General features: G+C 39.7%; 12 protein-coding genes. 8 read left to right on the top strand and 4 right to left on the bottom strand.

Translation table 11 applies throughout. The features are described 5' to 3' along the window. Positions 1-159 precede the first annotated feature (159 nt). On the top strand, positions 160-612 hold the full coding sequence (locus ACDX78_RS09135) for an OsmC family protein (RefSeq protein ID WP_486027193.1): 453 nt from the start codon (positions 160-162) through the stop codon (positions 610-612). A 185-nt stretch (positions 613-797) separates the two neighbouring features. Beyond that, positions 798-1,274, top strand: coding sequence for a hypothetical protein (locus ACDX78_RS09140; protein ID WP_486027194.1), 477 nt, complete (start codon positions 798-800; stop codon positions 1,272-1,274). A 36-nt stretch (positions 1,275-1,310) separates the two neighbouring features. Here the strand turns inward: ACDX78_RS09140 and ACDX78_RS09145 are convergent, their stop codons facing one another. Next, the gene (locus tag ACDX78_RS09145; RefSeq protein WP_486027196.1) at positions 1,311-2,384 is read right to left on the bottom strand and encodes a YkvI family membrane protein; all 1,074 of its coding nucleotides are present in this window, start codon (positions 2,382-2,384) and stop codon (positions 1,311-1,313) included. A 247-nt stretch (positions 2,385-2,631) separates the two neighbouring features. Here ACDX78_RS09145 and ACDX78_RS09150 point away from each other — a divergent pair, with 247 nt between their 5' ends. The 3 genes from ACDX78_RS09150 (at position 2,632) to alr (ending at position 6,424) form a co-directional block, all read left to right on the top strand. Next, positions 2,632-3,873: a PucR family transcriptional regulator gene (locus tag ACDX78_RS09150; RefSeq protein ID WP_486027198.1), complete on the top strand. Its 1,242-nt coding sequence runs from the start codon at positions 2,632-2,634 to the stop codon at positions 3,871-3,873. A gap of 117 nt (positions 3,874-3,990) precedes the next feature. Next, positions 3,991-5,106, top strand: a complete 1,116-nt coding sequence (gene ald / locus ACDX78_RS09155) for an alanine dehydrogenase (protein WP_486027199.1) — start codon at positions 3,991-3,993, stop codon at positions 5,104-5,106. Positions 5,107-5,257: 151 nt separating this feature from the next. After that, complete coding sequence (gene alr / locus ACDX78_RS09160; protein ID WP_486027201.1) at positions 5,258-6,424, top strand: alanine racemase; 1,167 nt, start codon at positions 5,258-5,260, stop codon at positions 6,422-6,424. Positions 6,425-7,069: 645 nt separating this feature from the next. Here the strand turns inward: alr and ACDX78_RS09165 are convergent. Together ACDX78_RS09165 and ACDX78_RS09170 are read right to left on the bottom strand one after the other, a co-directional pair. Beyond that, positions 7,070-10,162 carry an AAA family ATPase gene (locus ACDX78_RS09165; RefSeq protein ID WP_486027203.1) on the bottom strand — a complete coding sequence of 1,031 codons (3,093 nt, stop codon included), beginning with the start codon at positions 10,160-10,162 and terminating at the stop codon, positions 7,070-7,072. An 18-nt stretch (positions 10,163-10,180) separates the two neighbouring features. Beyond that, positions 10,181-11,365 carry an exonuclease SbcCD subunit D gene (locus ACDX78_RS09170; protein WP_486027205.1) on the bottom strand — a complete coding sequence of 395 codons (1,185 nt, stop codon included), beginning with the start codon at positions 11,363-11,365 and terminating at the stop codon, positions 10,181-10,183. A gap of 175 nt (positions 11,366-11,540) precedes the next feature. Between ACDX78_RS09170 and ACDX78_RS09175 the strand changes: the two genes are divergently transcribed. Continuing rightward, positions 11,541-11,729: a hypothetical protein gene (locus tag ACDX78_RS09175; protein WP_486027206.1), complete on the top strand. Its 189-nt coding sequence runs from the start codon at positions 11,541-11,543 to the stop codon at positions 11,727-11,729. Between the two features lie 62 nt (positions 11,730-11,791). Here the strand turns inward: ACDX78_RS09175 and ACDX78_RS09180 are convergent, their stop codons facing one another. After that, positions 11,792-12,352, bottom strand: coding sequence for a sigma-70 family RNA polymerase sigma factor (locus tag ACDX78_RS09180; protein ID WP_486027207.1), 561 nt, complete (start codon positions 12,350-12,352; stop codon positions 11,792-11,794). Positions 12,353-13,232: 880 nt separating this feature from the next. On the opposite strand from ACDX78_RS09180, the gene ACDX78_RS09185 reads away from it, so the two are divergent. Further along, entirely contained in the window at positions 13,233-15,269 is a 2,037-nt protein-coding gene (locus ACDX78_RS09185; protein WP_486027209.1) for a sigma-54 interaction domain-containing protein, read from the top strand. A gap of 156 nt (positions 15,270-15,425) precedes the next feature. Next, complete coding sequence (gene iadA, locus ACDX78_RS09190) at positions 15,426-16,577, top strand: beta-aspartyl-peptidase (protein ID WP_486027211.1); 1,152 nt, start codon at positions 15,426-15,428, stop codon at positions 16,575-16,577. Positions 16,578-16,582: the final 5 nt, after the last annotated feature.

Raw genomic sequence — 16,582 nt, forward strand, 5'->3', positions numbered from 1 at the left:
GAGCGGGAAAAAGTGATTATTATTCCCGCTCTTTTTTTGCCTCTATGCCGTCACAAGGAGTATTTTTTCTAAATGCATCTCTTGAGATGTTTTATTGTACAATTAAATCCAATTTCTCTAAAGTAAAAGGGTATGAACCAAACGACAGGAGGAGCAGCTATGACACAACAACCACTTGCCACACTGCGGGCAGAAGGAAAATCAGCAGGCGGTCTTAAAAGCCAGATTCAGGTACGTGATCTCGCCCCGTTTATCGTGGACGAACCAGAAAGGCTTGGCGGTACAAATGAGGGACCAAATCCATTGGAATATTTGCTCGGCGCAGTGTCCGCATGTACCTCAATTATCATTAACTATGCTGCTAAAGAGCAGAACTTCAAATATAACGGAGCGCGTTTTTCAGCAGAAGGCACACTGGACCCAAGAGGCTTTAAAGGCGTCGAAGGTGTTACAACCTATTTTCAGACTGTAAAAATAAGTATTACCCTGGCGACAGAAGAAAGTAATGAAAAGATGCTTAAGTTAAAGGAAACTGTAGAGCAGCGTTGCCCAATCTACAATCTGCTGAAGGATGCAGGTGTAGATGTAACAACTGATTGGCATAAGGAGTAATGTTCTATATATAGCAGTCTGCATCACGGCAGGTGTCGGAAGTTTATGCCGAGCCTGCCTTATTTTTCTCCCTCACATATATTCCTGCCTCTCAAACAATGCGCTATCTCACTTTCTGTAACCATTTAAACATGATATAGTTTCCACAATCATAAATTCGTATCCGAAACTTATGGAGGATAATGATGAACAAGTGGTATTTTATAAATCTATTTATATTGATATTCGCTTTATGGAATGTGCTTACTCACTATTCTTTTCCAAATTTGCTGATTCATATCAGTCTTGGTTTGCTTGGACTGATGCTGATTCTTTTTAATTGGACACGCCATGCCATGTATTCAACGATCCGTGATTCTCCTGACCGTAAAAATAAAATAAAAATAGCCCAGCTCATAAAAAAGGATATGCCTTTTCATCGCTGGACCGGCACGGCCGCTTTACTCGTCATTTTGATGCATGGTTCCACCGCTATACATCGATTTGGTTTTCAATGGGGTAACGGAAAATTTCTAAGCGGATTATTTGCTTCCCTCATTTTGGCTGGCGTGGTAACTACAGGTTGGATGCGCCGCGTCAGGCCCACCGGGAAAAAACGAATGGCTCACCTTTACTTGGGATTATCTTTAATTTTTCTTATTATCGCCCATCTTATCTTCTAACTAAAAAACCCGCAGATTGGTACCTGCGGGTCCTTTTTACTCTTGATCTCTTTCTTTTAAAGCTGTCATTTTTTTCATTCTAAATGGTACAACGATAAGCACACCAATGAGTACCAGTCCCAGGTAACCGATCAGCGGGTAGAAATATGCGACTAAATCTGTGAATCCTACAAAACTTAGCAGGAATCCGGCGGCCATTGTTATAGCCAGGAAAATTTTAAAATTCTTTGTCTCTACCGATACGAATCTTGCGGTGAACGAGTAGAACATACTGATTGCCGTGTTGAAAATCATACCGAATAGGACGATGGCAAAGATGGTACCCAGCACAGGAGAGATATTGTTTACAATACCAAGCATTGGCATCTCATATTGACCAGCTTCTTCAATTCTGGCAAAAATCGCCAAGTGACTTAGTAAAATGATTACACCAAGCATTAAACCACCGAGCAAACCGCCAGTTGCAGCGGCCTTTCTGTTCTTCTCATCGCCACCCATGACAATAGCCATGGCTGCCCCTACCGAAATATTAAAAGAAACATAATTAATCGCTGAAATAAACCAATTTGGCAATGTCGTATCAAACCCTGTGGCAACATCATTGAGTGCTGCATATGAGCTGTCCATCGTAACAAAACTATAAATAGAGACAATGACTACGAATAAAATGAGAAATGGTGTCACACTGCTTATTGCCGCAACCACTCGATTGACTTTCAACATGCCGACCAAGAGAACAATAATCGTCATAAGGAGTGTTCCGACAACATGCGGCATGCCAAATTGCTGATTCAAATTGGCTCCAGCTCCCGCGATCATAACAACCCCAACACCAAACACAGTAAAAATAAGTACATAGTCAATAACAGTGCCCAAATATTTTCCGCTGATTTTATAGATCACATCTTTATGTGAATTTGTTTGTGAACGACTGCCTAGATACACTAGCATCATTCCTGTGTAAGCAAATAAAGCAGTCGTAACAATACCGCCCAAGATACCGAGAAGTCCAAAGCTTGTAAAGTATTGTAATATTTCCTGCCCGGATGCCAAACCTGCCCCCACGATAATCCCGGTAAAAGCGCTTGCAATTTTCCATGTTTTTTTCATTTCCAGTTCCCCCTTGATGATAATGTCCATTATACATGTTAAAAGATGAAATCTGTTTGTGAATATACTAAAATAAAAAGTAGGGAATTTGTGATTTTCATCAATCCAGTTCCATGATAATTGTAAACCACATGTTAAAATATGTCGAATAATGTTAATTAAACCATGCTAAGCAAGCCAACTTGCTAAGCATTTGCTTTACTTCCTGTAAAAGATCTGGTATGAAGACGAAAAAAGGAATGATTTAATGAAAGAATCTGCAAATAGGCAGGGTTATCGTTTTAACTTGAGCCAGACATTTAAGTCACTTGATCAGCTTGCTGATTATATAGGTGATATTTTTGACTGTCCTATTACGATAGAAGATACCAACCATCATGTCATTGCCTACAGCAAACATAGTGAGCATGTTGATGAAGCAAGAATTGCCACTATCATGAACCGCAAAGTGCCGGATAAAATAATTAATGGACTATGGAAAGCAGAAGTCATGCCAAAATTAATTGATAGTGATGAGCCTGTTTATATACCCAAAATAACAGAAATTGGCCTGGGAAACCGGGTAGCCATGTCCATTTGGAAAAAGAATGAAGTGCTTGGGTTTATCTGGATCCATACGGGTAAAAAAACACTTAGTTCAGATGCGTTGTCCCTTTTAAAGGAAGCGGCAGGACAAGTAAAAAAACTGTTGCTTGCCAGACATTCAGGGAAAAGAAAAGCTGATGACAGCTATAAAGACTTTTTCTGGCAGCTGCTCACGGGAAATTTACAAGACCCAAAAGTAATTCAAAAACAGGAAAGACATTTCAACGTGGACCTCAAAGATAAACTCACCGTCGTTATTTTTAGATTTTCCGATAACATAACCGAACAAATAGAGAAGCATGCCTATTATTTAGCAGAAACACAAACACAGGCAAAAGTCATTTTCCGGATTTTTGATGAGAATGAATTTATTTTACTCATTCGCATCATGCAAAATGAAGATATTGCCGATTGGCTATATGATTTCATGGATCAATTTATAAATAAAATTAGCAGCCAGCTGAAACTGGAGCATATAAATGGCGCATCCGGCCTTCTTTACGACAGTCCTGCACAAATAAAAAATGCCTATAAAGAAGCAATGCATGCAATTTATCTAAAAAGTATTTTTCCGAACCTAAAGCATACTTTCCTTTATGAAGACCTGGGTATTTACAAATATATAGATGAACTACACAACATATGGAAAAAACAAGGTCAGCAAAACAAATATATAAGGAGGCTGCAGCATTATGATGAAAAAAACCAGACTTCATTGTTGAAAACGTTACACTATTTTTTACAGGAGGATTCCAATGTGTACCGGGCTGCAAAACAGTTGTTTATTCATCCAAACACGATGAATTACAGACTGAAACGGATTAGAGAGGTCAGCGGACTTGATGTAAAAGATCCTGTACAAAAAACAGCTGTTTACCTCGAACTGATTATGGAAAATATATAGGTGAGCTCACTTGTGAAAAAACACAAAGCGGCCATGTGATTTTTATGTTTTTCCATAAGGTAAAATTACTCGAGAAGCGATACGATAGGGATAAAGACGGAAAAAGGAGAGATTTATATGATTATCGGTGTACCTAAGGAAATAAAGAATAATGAAAACCGCGTTGCGATGACGCCTGCCGGGGTTGTTAATTTACGTAATGCCAATCACACTGTCCTCGTGGAAAAAGGCGCAGGACTGGGAAGCAGCTTTCAGGACGAAGAATATAAAGAAGCCGGGGCAGAACTTGTGGAAGATGCAGCCGACGTTTGGAAAAGAGCGGACATGATCATGAAAGTAAAGGAGCCGCTCCCATCTGAATTTGATTTTTTCCGTAAAGGATTAATTTTATTCACCTACTTGCATTTGGCAGCAGAGCCTAAACTGACCAAAGCACTTGTTGAAAATGAAGTAACTGCCATCGCATACGAAACAATAACGGTTAACCGAACATTGCCGCTGCTTACACCAATGAGTGAAGTTGCCGGAAGAATGGCCACACAGCTTGGTGCACAGTATCTGGAAAAGTCCAAAGGAGGGAAAGGAATTCTCCTTGGTGGTATTCCGGGAGTAAGCCGTGGAACTGTTACGATCATCGGAGGCGGTGTTGTTGGAACGAACGCGGCAAAAATGGCACTGGGACTCGGAGCAAATGTAAACATTATTGACTTGAACCCTGCAAGACTTCGCGAACTGGAAGACATTTTCGGTTCAAGTGTACAAACACTCATGTCCAATCCATTTAATATCGGAGAGGCAGTTAAAAATTCAGACCTTGTTGTAGGTTCTGTATTAATTCCGGGGAGAAAAGCACCAAAACTTGTGTCTGAAGAAATGGTCAAATCCATGCAGCCTGGCAGCGTGATTGTAGACGTGGCCATCGATCAGGGCGGAAACTTTGAAACGGTGGACAATCCAACATCACATGCTGACCCTATTTATGAAAAACACGATGTATTGCATTACGCAGTAGCAAACATCCCAGGTGCTGTCCCAAGAACAGCAACCGTTGGACTGACAAACGTTACAGTACCATATGCTGTACAGATTGCAACTAAAGGTGTGGAAAAAGCAGTTCAGGATAACCCGGCAATCGAAAGCGGGATTAACGTCATGAACGGTCATGTGACATACGAAGCTGTTGCAAATGACTTGGATTATCCTTATGTTTCTGTGAAAGATGCAAAAAAATAATAATTTAGATTTCCAATCAAGTACCCTTCTCACATATGTTTGAGGGGTACTTTTTAGAGTTGAAAAAAGAAAGGATTAAGCTTTTATTTGATGGGAAATCTATTTTATAATAGGAGCACGATGTTGATTGGCACATGAAGGAGGATGAAATATGCAATACGGAAGTTATCGGGGTACTTGGACTGAAATTTCATTGGATGCCATATATCAAAACGTGAAAGCATTCAAACAACATATAGGAGATAACACAAAATACATGGCCGTTGTAAAAGCGGACGGATACGGGCACGGCGCAGTTGAAATTACAAATGAAGCATTAGCTGCCGGAGCGGACTATATTGCTGTTGCTATTCTGGATGAAGCCGTTTTGCTTCGGGACGCAGGAATAGAGGCACCTATTTTGGTGATGGGATATACCCCACCGGAAGCAATTCGTACTGCGATTAAGCATGATATTACATTAACCGTATTTTCACCGGAAGCTGCAGAAGCCGTAAAAGTACTGGCAAACGACCTGCAAAAACAGATCCGTGTTCATATTAAAGTGGAAACGGGTATGAACCGGATTGGGCTGAAAAATAAGGAAGATGTTCTCGAGCTTGCCCGCTCCCTGTCATCTGAGTATGTAGTTATCGAAGGGGCATTCACTCATTTTGCCAATGCCGACAATAAAGATACTGCTTATACAGACAAGCAGTTTGAATCTTTTTTAGAAGTGACGGATTATTTGAAGGAAAATGGTATCGATGTGCCTATAAAACACTGCTGCAATAGTGCTGGCACTATCGCACACCTGTCCAAACATCTGGATATGGTCCGCGTAGGGATTGCCATGTATGGCCTATATCCGGAAGACTTTATGAAAGAAATTATTGATTTAACACAGGCGATGACATTAAATACAAAACCTGTATTTTTGAAAACGTTAGAGCCCCATGAATCCATCAGCTACGGTTGTACCTTTACAACGGAGCAGGATTCCAAAATTGCCACCATCCCGATTGGCTATGCAGACGGCTTCTCAAGGCTGTTGTCAAACCGGGGCGATGTGATGATAAACGGCGAACGAGCACGAATCGTCGGCCGGATATGCATGGATCAGTCTATGATTGATGTAACGGGAATGGAAAATGTTGATCATCATACAATTTTTAGTGTATTTGGTGATGAAAACGCCGGGCATATTCCGATGGCAGAAGTTGCGGAATTAATGGGAACGATTCACTATGAAACGACATGTTTGATTGGAAAGCGGATTCCAAGGGTTTATGTAAAAGATGGTCAGGAAGTGAAAGAGAAGAGTCAATTGACGGAGTAAGCTTGGATGGGAATACTATGCCAATATTGGTAGTGGAACAGGGAGAAAAATTATTTTGCTTGCGAGCTACTTTTGAGAATTGATGAGCAACTTTCATGCTGAGGCGAGCTACTTTTGAGCGTTGATGAGCAACTTTCATGCTGAGGCCAGCTACTTTTGAGCGTTGATGAGCAACTTTCATGCTGAGGCGAGCTACTTTTGAGCGTTGATGAGCAACTTTCATGCTGGGGCCAGCTACTTTTGAGCGTTGATGAGCAACTTTCATGCTGAGGCCAGCTACTTTTGAGCGTTGATGAGCAACTTTCATGCTGAGGCCAGCTACTTTTGAGCGTTGATGAGCAACTTTCATGCTGAGGCCAGCTACTTTTGAGCGTTGATTGAATCCAAAAGCATTGTTAAGCAAACAAAAAAATGACCATCAGATTAGCATAATTGATGGTCATTTTTGGTTGTATTTTTCATGTTTGTGATAGGTAACGGGATCCCTTATATATAAAGATTTTCCACTACCTCGGCGGTCGGTTTTGACGATATTTCTTATCGTCCTTCATATCATTTAATGCTTCTTTCGATTTATTCTTTTTCTTTTTACCTTTGCTCATCATACACCCTCCTTGGTGATTATTATTCCAAAAACGAGTAAATTTATTTTGTAATAAACCGAGCATTGCTAGAACCGGCTTTCGTTTTTGTCACTTCCAATACTGCCGGGAAAACTGTTTTCAGCTCTTGAACATGGGATATAACGCCGATCATACGGCCTGATTGCTGCAGTTCAACCAGCGTATCAATGGCCTTGTTTAGTGATTCCTCATCCAATGTGCCAAAACCTTCATCAATAAACATCGTATCAATGGAAATACTTCCCTGGAAGCTTTGAATGACATCTGACATGCCAAGCGCTAGACAAAGGGAGGCATTGAATTTTTCCCCGCCGGATAATGTTTTTACATCCCGTGTCTGGCCGGTGTAGGCATCATACACATCAAGGGCAAGTCCACTCTGTCTTCCGTGAGATTCTTGGCGATCACTTCGCATCAAGTAAAACTGTCCATTAGAAAGCCGCTTCAGACGCAGATTTGCTGCCCCGATAATCTGCTCGAGATAATCGATTTGTAAATAACGTTCAAAGGATATTTTTTGGTGGTTTTGCCCGCGAACCACATCGTACAAATCAGTGATTGTCCGCAATGCCTCTTCTTTTTCAAGCACTTTTTTCTCGGTATCAGTGATATCCTTTTTCAATCTTCCAGCGTCCTTATAATATCTTTCCGAAAGCTTCCATTTTTCAAAAGCGGCTTCATAGGCATGCTTTAATTGTTTTAACTGTTTATCCAGGGTAGAAACATCCACTCTTTCCTTTTCCTTTAATTCTTTTTGCAGCTCTTCGACATTTCGATTTAGTGCGGTTCTTTCTTCTTTAAAGTTGTCAATTTCTTTCTTCACTTTTTGCTGATCCTGTTCATTCATCTTAGCCTGTTTGTATGCTTCTTTGCTTGGAAAATGATGTTCCTGCAATGCTGCTTCAAATTGCTGTGTTGCCTTTTCATGCTTTTCTTCCGTTTCTTTCATTTGTTTAGCAATATGATCCAGGTCTGATCCGCATTTTGTATAATGTTGTTTTACTTGATCCAAATCCTTTTGAGCTTTTTCCCATGCCTTCTCAAGCTCCACTTTATATTTCTCTGTTTTATTTATTTCACTTTGTAAAGCAGATAGCTCGCGTACACTCTCTGGAACTGGAGCTGTTTTTTCTTTATACCCTTCTTGCATAACTTTATAATCCGTACGCAATTGATCACGTGTTTCCCTGAATTTTTCACGGTTTTTTTCAAGCTGCTTTAAAGCTTCACTTTCCTGTTCAAATTTCTTTTTCAAGGAATCTAATTTCTGACGGGTTCCCTTTAATTGATTCACTTCTGTTGCCAACGTTTTTTCTTCTTGTAAAATATTTTTATACGTTCCCTCCACTTTTTCAGGAGAGACAGCATATTCCGCCACTTCCTTTTCAGATTTCGAAAGCTGACGGTGAATTGTCTTCAGTTCTGCCTCGGCCGAACGGTATGCGCTATCCTTTTCATCCAGCTCTTTTTTTGTTGCTTCCAGCTGTTCTTTTGTAACACTCGCTTCCTCATGCACTGCTTTATGTGGATGATCGTGGCTTCCGCAAACAGGACAAGCTTCTCCGTCATGCAGATGAGTTGCCAGGACCACCGCTTGATTGGCCAGCCAGGAATTTTCCATTTTTGTGTATGTATCCTTCGCCTGGACTGCCTGAATTTTCCTTGTATGAAGTTCTTTTTCCGCTTTTTTATGCTGCTCTGTTAAATCAATATATTCCTTAAAAATTCGTTGCTGCTCGCGGATACGTTCCCATTTTTCCTGTTTATCCGGCAATTGGCCAACAGAGGCATCCAAACTTTTAATTTCTGTATTGTATGCTTCTGCCTCTTTTGTTTTTTTCTCCAGCTCCTGCTCCACTTTGTCAAGGTCCCCAGATGCTTTCTTGCCTTGTACTACAAGATCTTGCAGCTTGCTTTTCCATGCATTTATTTCCTCGACAATCGGCAAAAAATCTTGCAGGCGATCGAGCTCTTTACTTACATTCTCCCGTTCATTTTGCCTGTTTTCCTCTTGAACATAGCGCTTTTGCACGCTTTCCAGATTTTCTTCTGCTGACTTCATCGCATTTTTTGCCTGTTTCAGCTGTGATTGTTTCTGCATTTCCTCCCGAATCCACTCATCCACCTGTTTTTCATAAGGCAAAATTAAGTTCGCTTGTTCTGCGGCTTTTAGCTGTTTTTCTTTTTCTGTAAATATCGGCACTTGATCGTTCAAGGTTTTTAGTTTATGTTCTTTTTTCTCTAAATCATCGAATTGTTCATTCAACCTGACTGCCTGATGATATTCCGTTTGTTTTTTATCATGTTCCTTGTAGGCCTTTTGATAGTTCTCTTTATCCATCGCCAATCCTTTTTCATAAAAAATAGTCTCTTGTGCCAACCCGTCCTTAATCTGTTTCACATTGTAATAATCCCAGGAAAGCACCTGGAAAATGAGAGACCCTTCCCGCGCCGGCAGCGAAGCATGAATATCATGAATTATATTATACCGATTTTGCTCTGCTTGCTTAAATGCATCATTAGCCTCTTTTTGCTTAACACGCAGTTTCTCTGTAATATGCTTATAAGGCTCTGTTTTAAACAGCCTGCGCAAAATCTCTTCTTTGTTTTCCGTTTTTGATGTCAATAATTTCCGGAATTCACCCTGCGGCAGCATAACAATTTGTTTAAATTGATCCTTCGTTAATCCGATGAGTGATTCTATTTTTTTATCAATTTCGGTAACCATTTGCCTGTCAACACAAGGAATTTCCCCGTCCGTTGTTATTTCAAAAAACTCATAGTCTTCACCGGTTTTAGATTTATTTCCTTGTTTGATATGCCCAAGCTGGCGCAGCACCCGATATATACTGCCTTTTAATTCAAATATAAGCTCTACAGATGTATTGGTACCATCCTCGGCAAAATCACTCCGCAGCATCGCATTATTTTCCCGGTCTTGTCCGCTGGCCGTGCCATATAATGCAAAGCAGATACCATCAAAAATCGTCGTCTTCCCTGCGCCGGTATTTCCGGAGATGACAAAAAGACTATGCCCGTCCAAGTCATTAAAATCGATCGTTTCTTTATCTTTATACGGCCCAAATGCCGTCATCGTTAATGTAAGTGGCCTCACTGTATATCCCCCTTTCTTTTAAACATTCGTATATTCCTCGATTTTCGAAGTTTCATTTCTCTCTTTCAGTAAATCATCCAAAACCTCTTTAAAAATCGCTTCCGTTTCCTCTGTTGCTTCCACCCCTTTTACTTTTTTATAAAATTCCTGAAAGCGTTCAAGTTCACTGATTTCTGTGCGAGCAGGAGAAGTATGGCTGTCAGTTGCGTGAAAAGCCATGTTGTTCATCACTTGTTCGATATGCATTGTATTCGGATACACAGATCTTACCTTCTCCATCGGTGATAAAACCGGCTTTTCATCCGTCAAACGAACAAATACATAATCTTCGTTCACCGGATGTGTAAGCAATTCATTCAGCGTTCCTTCCACTGTTCTCATATCTCTACTTGGCTCCAGCAGACGTTTTTCTATTACTGCCTCACCACTTTCATCGATCTCCACAATATAAAACCCTTTTTTATGACGCTCTTCTGATACTGAATACTTCAGTAACGAGCCTGCATAGCGGATTTTTTCTTCCGATACAAAATGCGCCTGATGTAAATGCCCAAGCGCCGTATAATGAAAAGGGGTAAAGTGGTGTGCGTCCACATATTCGGATCCGCCGATGGAAAGCGGCCGCTCCGATTCACTTGTGTTTGCCTTTTCTTCCCCGTACGGTGTAACAAAAGCATGTCCGACAAAAACATGACGTGCTTCAGGATCCATTCCTTCCCGGATATGGTTTACGATTTTTTCCATCGCATCATTGTGGCTGCGAATCTCATCATCTTGAAGTGCATGCCGCACCATACTCGGATCACAGTAAGGAACAAGATGAAAATGAACTTCCCCGTGTTCGTCGTGCAGAACTACCGGTTCCATCTCTTGTACGAGTGTTCCGGAAATATGACAGGCCCTGTCCTTCATAATTTTGCTACCAAAATTGAGTCTGCTCGGACTGTCGTGGTTTCCGGCAATAGCAAGCACCGGTATTCCCAACTGCATAACCACCTTATCTAAAAAAGAATCCAGCAAATGAACCGCTTCAATGGGCGGTACCGCCCGGTCATATAAATCCCCGGCAATAATTATCGCATCCGGTTTTTCTTTTTCTATTTCTTGCATCAATTGCTGTAATATGTAATCCTGATCCTCCGTCATATAGATCCCTTGCACCAGTTTTCCCAAGTGCCAGTCAGCCGTGTGGAAAAATTTCATTTATATTCTCCTCTCAAGAATGAGCTTCTTTCATAGTTATTAATCCAATTATACTAGATTCATAGCGATTTATAAATCCAGTGCCTGCACATGCGTACATTTCGTTCGCTCCCCTGTTATCCATCTATACGCAGGTTGTCCCGGTTGCATAAACTGTACGCAAGGAGGCTCAGGCATGAAAAATCAAGGACAAGTAAACCGGATTTTTTATAAAAAAATTAACCACATCTCAAGCGGTGCATCCATTAATTATGGTCCTTCCTTTCATCAAGGTCACCAGGCAAACGTAAAAATAAATACCGGTGAAATAGCTATTGGTGATGAATTTACTTTCGAATATCCGAAAAAAGAAAACAATACCTGATATGAACCTCTGCAAATAACTCTAAGGGAAGCCCGGGTCTAACTCAGCTTCCCTTTACCGATTTAATATTTATAATCAGTCAAGTCGTCCGATTTCTTTTTCAGCTTTTTCCGCGCTTCCCTGCCCCAGCTTTTTACAGCATCCGGTGAGACCCCTTCTTCTTCGGCAATTTCTTTTATCGGCATACCTTCCATTACAAACAGCCTCACCCATTTCCACTGATTATCGCTCAAGGCAGAGCGGATTTCACCCCAAAACGCGCCGTCATACGTATGCTGTTCTGATCCTTGGACAATGGGGTAAGATTTACTACCTGTCTTATAATAATTTCCGTCCCCTTCTTTCACCATCATCTCTTCGGCAAATTGATGAAACCCTTCCCGATCACGTTCTTTTTTCCTTATTAAATCAATCATCCGATTACGGATCGTATAATTAAAATAAGTTGCCATCGGGCCTCTGTCTGGCTCATATTTTTCATAGGCATTCCACATGGCAATCAAACCTTCCTGATAAAATTCCTGCTCCGGATCCCTTACTTGCAGCTTATGCATATGATAATAAATCCTGCGTTCATTTTGCTCAAAAATCTCCTCAAAAGTCATGCGTTTCTTCTCAGTCATTAATTCATACCTCCTTGTCCAAAAAGCTCATCTTTGGACCCACTTTGTAATTACTTTCGAAACGCGTTTCCAAATGGTGGCATACTTGCCAAAACAAATTGTCCAAATATTACTCGCCTTCATTATAGAACACTTGTTCCCATAATAAAAGAGACTTTTGAGGGAAACACAAAACAATGTACACCTTTGCAACAAAATAAAACTATTGGCAGGGGTACCTCTTGAAGGACAGAATAGTATATTTTATGTACCAAAAGTTTAACTTATATTAATGAAATGATATGCAACTATAATAAATGGAAAGAAATAATAGTTTAAAGTCACTAAATAAAAGATTAACAGTTCATTATAGTATTCAATATTGATAAAAACATAATAATGTTATAATTCTTGAAAAGATAAAATCTCTTTCTACTAAAATGGAGGCATTTTTTAATAGGTATTTTTCAAAGAACTTTTAAAAATACAGTGCGGCAAATAAAACTGAATACAAAATTTTAAATAGTGAATAATTATATGTTGGTATTTTCTGAAATCGATAATTACGCTAACATGTAACAACAGCTGATTTCAATAAAGTGAAACTTCATTCAGTAGGGGTTTAGGCCTACAGGAGGTAGGTCATGCAGACGTTGCCACAATTCCTTACGATGGGACGAGAAACTACTGTCCCGTAGTCCCAAAGGTTTTCGGTGGGACGAGCATTTACGCACAGTCCCAGGACGTGGCGTTTTTGTCGGCCAGCCAGTTACACTGCGATAAAATCACCTCAATTCTTATACAGCGTAAAACCTCGTCCAATCAGGTTTATTTCGGAATCTTCTGTACCACCCGTCCCATCGATTACCGGAAGATTAGTTAATAATATGGAGGTAGAACATTGAAAAAAACTGCTATTTTAATATTGACCAAAGAAATAGGACTGTACGAAACATTCAGAGAAAATATACGTGAGATATTTGGCGATCAAATTCAATTGCAAAGTAATCACTTTGCTTACGCTATGAAAAACCTGGATAAAATTGATCTTATCCTGGCAGGTACTGACGAACTATATCGGGATTTTATAAAGAAGAAAAACATAAATATACCATGTATCATCCCTAACCGTTCCATTGATTTCAATCAATTAGAGCAATTATTTGGATTGCCTCAAAATACAAGTTGTCTATTAGTCAGCAACGATGAAAGAGTTGCACATGAATCAGTAGACTTATTGAATAGACTGGGGTTTGATTATTTAAGTCTGATTGCTTACTCATCAGATATGATCCCATTACCTTCTATAAATGTAGATGTGGCGATAACACATGGATTGGTTGATTTTGTTCCTGAAACTATCAATAGAGTGATTGATTTAGGGAATAGAAGTCTGGATCTATCTACCTTATTTGAAATTGCAAAGTTCCTTCATTTACCGTTCGAAAAATCTAATCATATGACTATAGATTTTGTGAAAAACTTTGTGCGCATTGGCAAGAGGTTGGCTCATTCACTTCAAAATGGTCGTTATTTAAATTTACAGCTTGAAGCAGTTTTGGATGTTGCACAGGAAGGTATCATATTTGGCAACGAATACGGGAAAATCACTTTTTTTAATGCAGAAGCAAGCAATATTTTAGGAATCAGACGTGAGGGAGTGAATGGAAAGCATTACACCGAAGTAATAGCAAATTTTCCTGTCGAAGAAGTTATAAAAAAAAGGGTACAGATTCCCCGACATATGATTCAATATCAAGGGTTAAATCTCTTGACCACGTTAAATCCAATTATGCTCGACAATGTTTTTTCTGGATTCGTTATTATTTTCCAAGATGTTTCACATGTGCAGCGTATGGAACAGGAAATTCGCAAAAAACAGCGAGAATCCGGGTTGGTTACAAGATATACATTCAAGGATATCATCGGAAATTCCAACTCGATTAAAAAAACGAAAGATCTGGCAAAAAAACTCGCTCGAAGTGATTATGCTATAACCATTACAGGTGAAAGCGGCACAGGAAAAGAAGTGTTTGCACAATCTATCCATTCATTCTCATCGAGACAGAGCGGACCTTTCGTAGCTGTGAATTTTGCCGGTATTCCTCAATCAATTGCTGAAAGTGAATTGTTTGGCTATGAGGAGGGAGCGTTTACCGGTGCAGCCAAAGGTGGAAAAATCGGTTTCTTTGAACTTGCGCATAACGGAACCCTCTTTTTGGATGAAATAGGTGATGCTCCTGCAAAAATCCAGGCAGCTATACTTCGCGTTATACAAGAGCAGGAGATCACGCGAGTTGGTGGTGATAAAGTAATCCCGATTAATGTTCGACTGATAACCGCTACAAATAAAGATTTTCAAAAAATGATTGTTGAGGGGTCTTTTCGGGAAGATTTATTTTACCGTCTTAACCAACTGCCATTGCACATCCCTCCACTTAGAGAACGAAGAGAGGACATTGGTATACTAATAGATTACATAATGAAAAAGAATCATATTAGCATGGAGATTTCATCTGAAATGTTAATGAAACTCTCTGCCTATAGATGGCCTGGAAACATACGTGAATTGGAAAGTACCATTACCTATCTATCTGTTTCTGCAGATGGGGAAAAAATAACTGTTGATGATCTTCCATTACCATTAAGAGAAATAAAGGATGATGCTGCCAATGCAAAAAAAATCATCAAACTGCTGAAATCGAAAGATGAGTTACCTGTATTCAAGGAGATTTTACACTGTTTATCATTAAATAAAGGACGTTCATCAGGGATTGGCCGGGCTTCCCTGCAATCAATGATGTATATTCCCATTTCTGAAAACCAATTGCGAACCAAACTTAATGTCCTGAAAAAATACGATTGCGTCCATATTGGACAAAAAAAACAGGGGACAAGTATTACTGATTTAGGTATTAGTGTTTTAAATAAACTTTAATTTATTGGGTGTTTTTTTAGGTTTACTAAAACCTTAAAAATCCACCCATTTTTTTAATATTCTGCTCCATAAAGCGACCTCAAGTTGGCATACTTTTTGCAACATACTGGGAAAGGAAATTTAATTAATATTCCTATAAATTGTCGGAGGGATTTCATGATAACCTTAATTCAAAATGGCGAAGTTTACACACCTAAGTATGTCGGAAAACAATCTATTTTGTTAGCCGGGGATAAAATTATAAAAGTAGGCAGCATTGATGAAAAACTTCTGATGAAATTAAACGTAAACGTTGAAGTCATTCATGCAGATCAATCAATAGTTGTTCCAGGTTTTATCGACCCGCATGTACATTTCATAGGTGGCGGTGGGGAAGCAGGATTTGCAACTCGTACACCAGAAATCCAATTAAGTGATTTAATTCGCTCAGGCATTACAACCGCCGTGGGGCTATTAGGAACAGACGGTACCACTCGTCATATGACTTCACTACTCGCTAAAGCACGTGGGCTTGAGGAAGAAGGTATTAGTACTTATATATATACAGGGAATTACTGCGTTCCCACCCCCACCATTACCTCCTCCGTAAAAGAGGATATTATTCTTATCGATAAAGTTATTGGAACAGGAGAAATCGCAATTTCTGATTTTCGCTCATCGCAGCCATCTATGCATGAACTCGCAAGATTAGCAGCGGATGCAACTGTAGGAGGACTAATTAGCGGGAAAGCAGGTGTTATCCATTTTCATACAGGACCAGGAAAAAACTATCTAGCTCCATTACACGAGTTACTAGAAAAATATGAAATTAATGCTTCAAATTTATATGCAACTCATATTATGAGAAATGAAACATTAATGAAGGATGCTATTGCGTTATCGAATAAAGGAGTATATGTAGATATCACCGCTGATAACAATACCGGAAAATGGATCAGCTACTTTAAGGGAAACGGAGGTGAAATGCGTCATTTAACGGTTTCCTCTGATGGAAATGGCAGTCTGCCTAAGTTTGATGACAATGGAATACTCATTGGATATGGCGTAGCAAGCACTCGAACTTTATTTAATGAACTTATTGCAGCAGTAAAAACAGAGAAATTGTCTTTGGAAGAAATACTGCGGCTCGTAACTAGCAACACAGCCAATGTACTTCAATTACATAAAAAAGGAGGGATTCAGGAATCATCTGATGCTGACATACTCATTTTGGATAAGAATAGCCTTGAAATCAAAGATGTCTTTGCTAAAGGTAAACACATGATGAAAGATAAAGAAGTCATTGTCAAAGGTACATTTGAACATTAAAGTTA

The sequence above is a fragment of the Virgibacillus oceani genome, assembly GCF_041521345.1.
GTDB lineage: Bacteria > Bacillota > Bacilli > Bacillales > Amphibacillaceae > Virgibacillus_N > Virgibacillus_N oceani_A.

Excerpts from the sequence above, each read along its gene's own strand:
- ACDX78_RS09135 (WP_486027193.1), top strand. The coding sequence starts at position 160 with ATGACACAACAACCACTTGCCACACTGCGGGCAGAAGGAAAATCAGCA.
- ACDX78_RS09150 (WP_486027198.1), top strand. The coding sequence starts at position 2,632 with ATGAAAGAATCTGCAAATAGGCAGGGTTATCGTTTTAACTTGAGCCAG.
- ACDX78_RS09140 (WP_486027194.1), top strand. The coding sequence starts at position 798 with ATGAACAAGTGGTATTTTATAAATCTATTTATATTGATATTCGCTTTA.
- ACDX78_RS09170 (WP_486027205.1), bottom strand. The coding sequence starts at position 11,365 with ATGAAATTTTTCCACACGGCTGACTGGCACTTGGGAAAACTGGTGCAA.
- ald (WP_486027199.1), top strand. The coding sequence starts at position 3,991 with ATGATTATCGGTGTACCTAAGGAAATAAAGAATAATGAAAACCGCGTT.
- alr (WP_486027201.1), top strand. The coding sequence starts at position 5,258 with ATGCAATACGGAAGTTATCGGGGTACTTGGACTGAAATTTCATTGGAT.
- ACDX78_RS09180 (WP_486027207.1), bottom strand. The coding sequence starts at position 12,352 with ATGACTGAGAAGAAACGCATGACTTTTGAGGAGATTTTTGAGCAAAAT.
- ACDX78_RS09175 (WP_486027206.1), top strand. The coding sequence starts at position 11,541 with ATGAAAAATCAAGGACAAGTAAACCGGATTTTTTATAAAAAAATTAAC.
- ACDX78_RS09145 (WP_486027196.1), bottom strand. The coding sequence starts at position 2,384 with ATGAAAAAAACATGGAAAATTGCAAGCGCTTTTACCGGGATTATCGTG.
- iadA (WP_486027211.1), top strand. The coding sequence starts at position 15,426 with ATGATAACCTTAATTCAAAATGGCGAAGTTTACACACCTAAGTATGTC.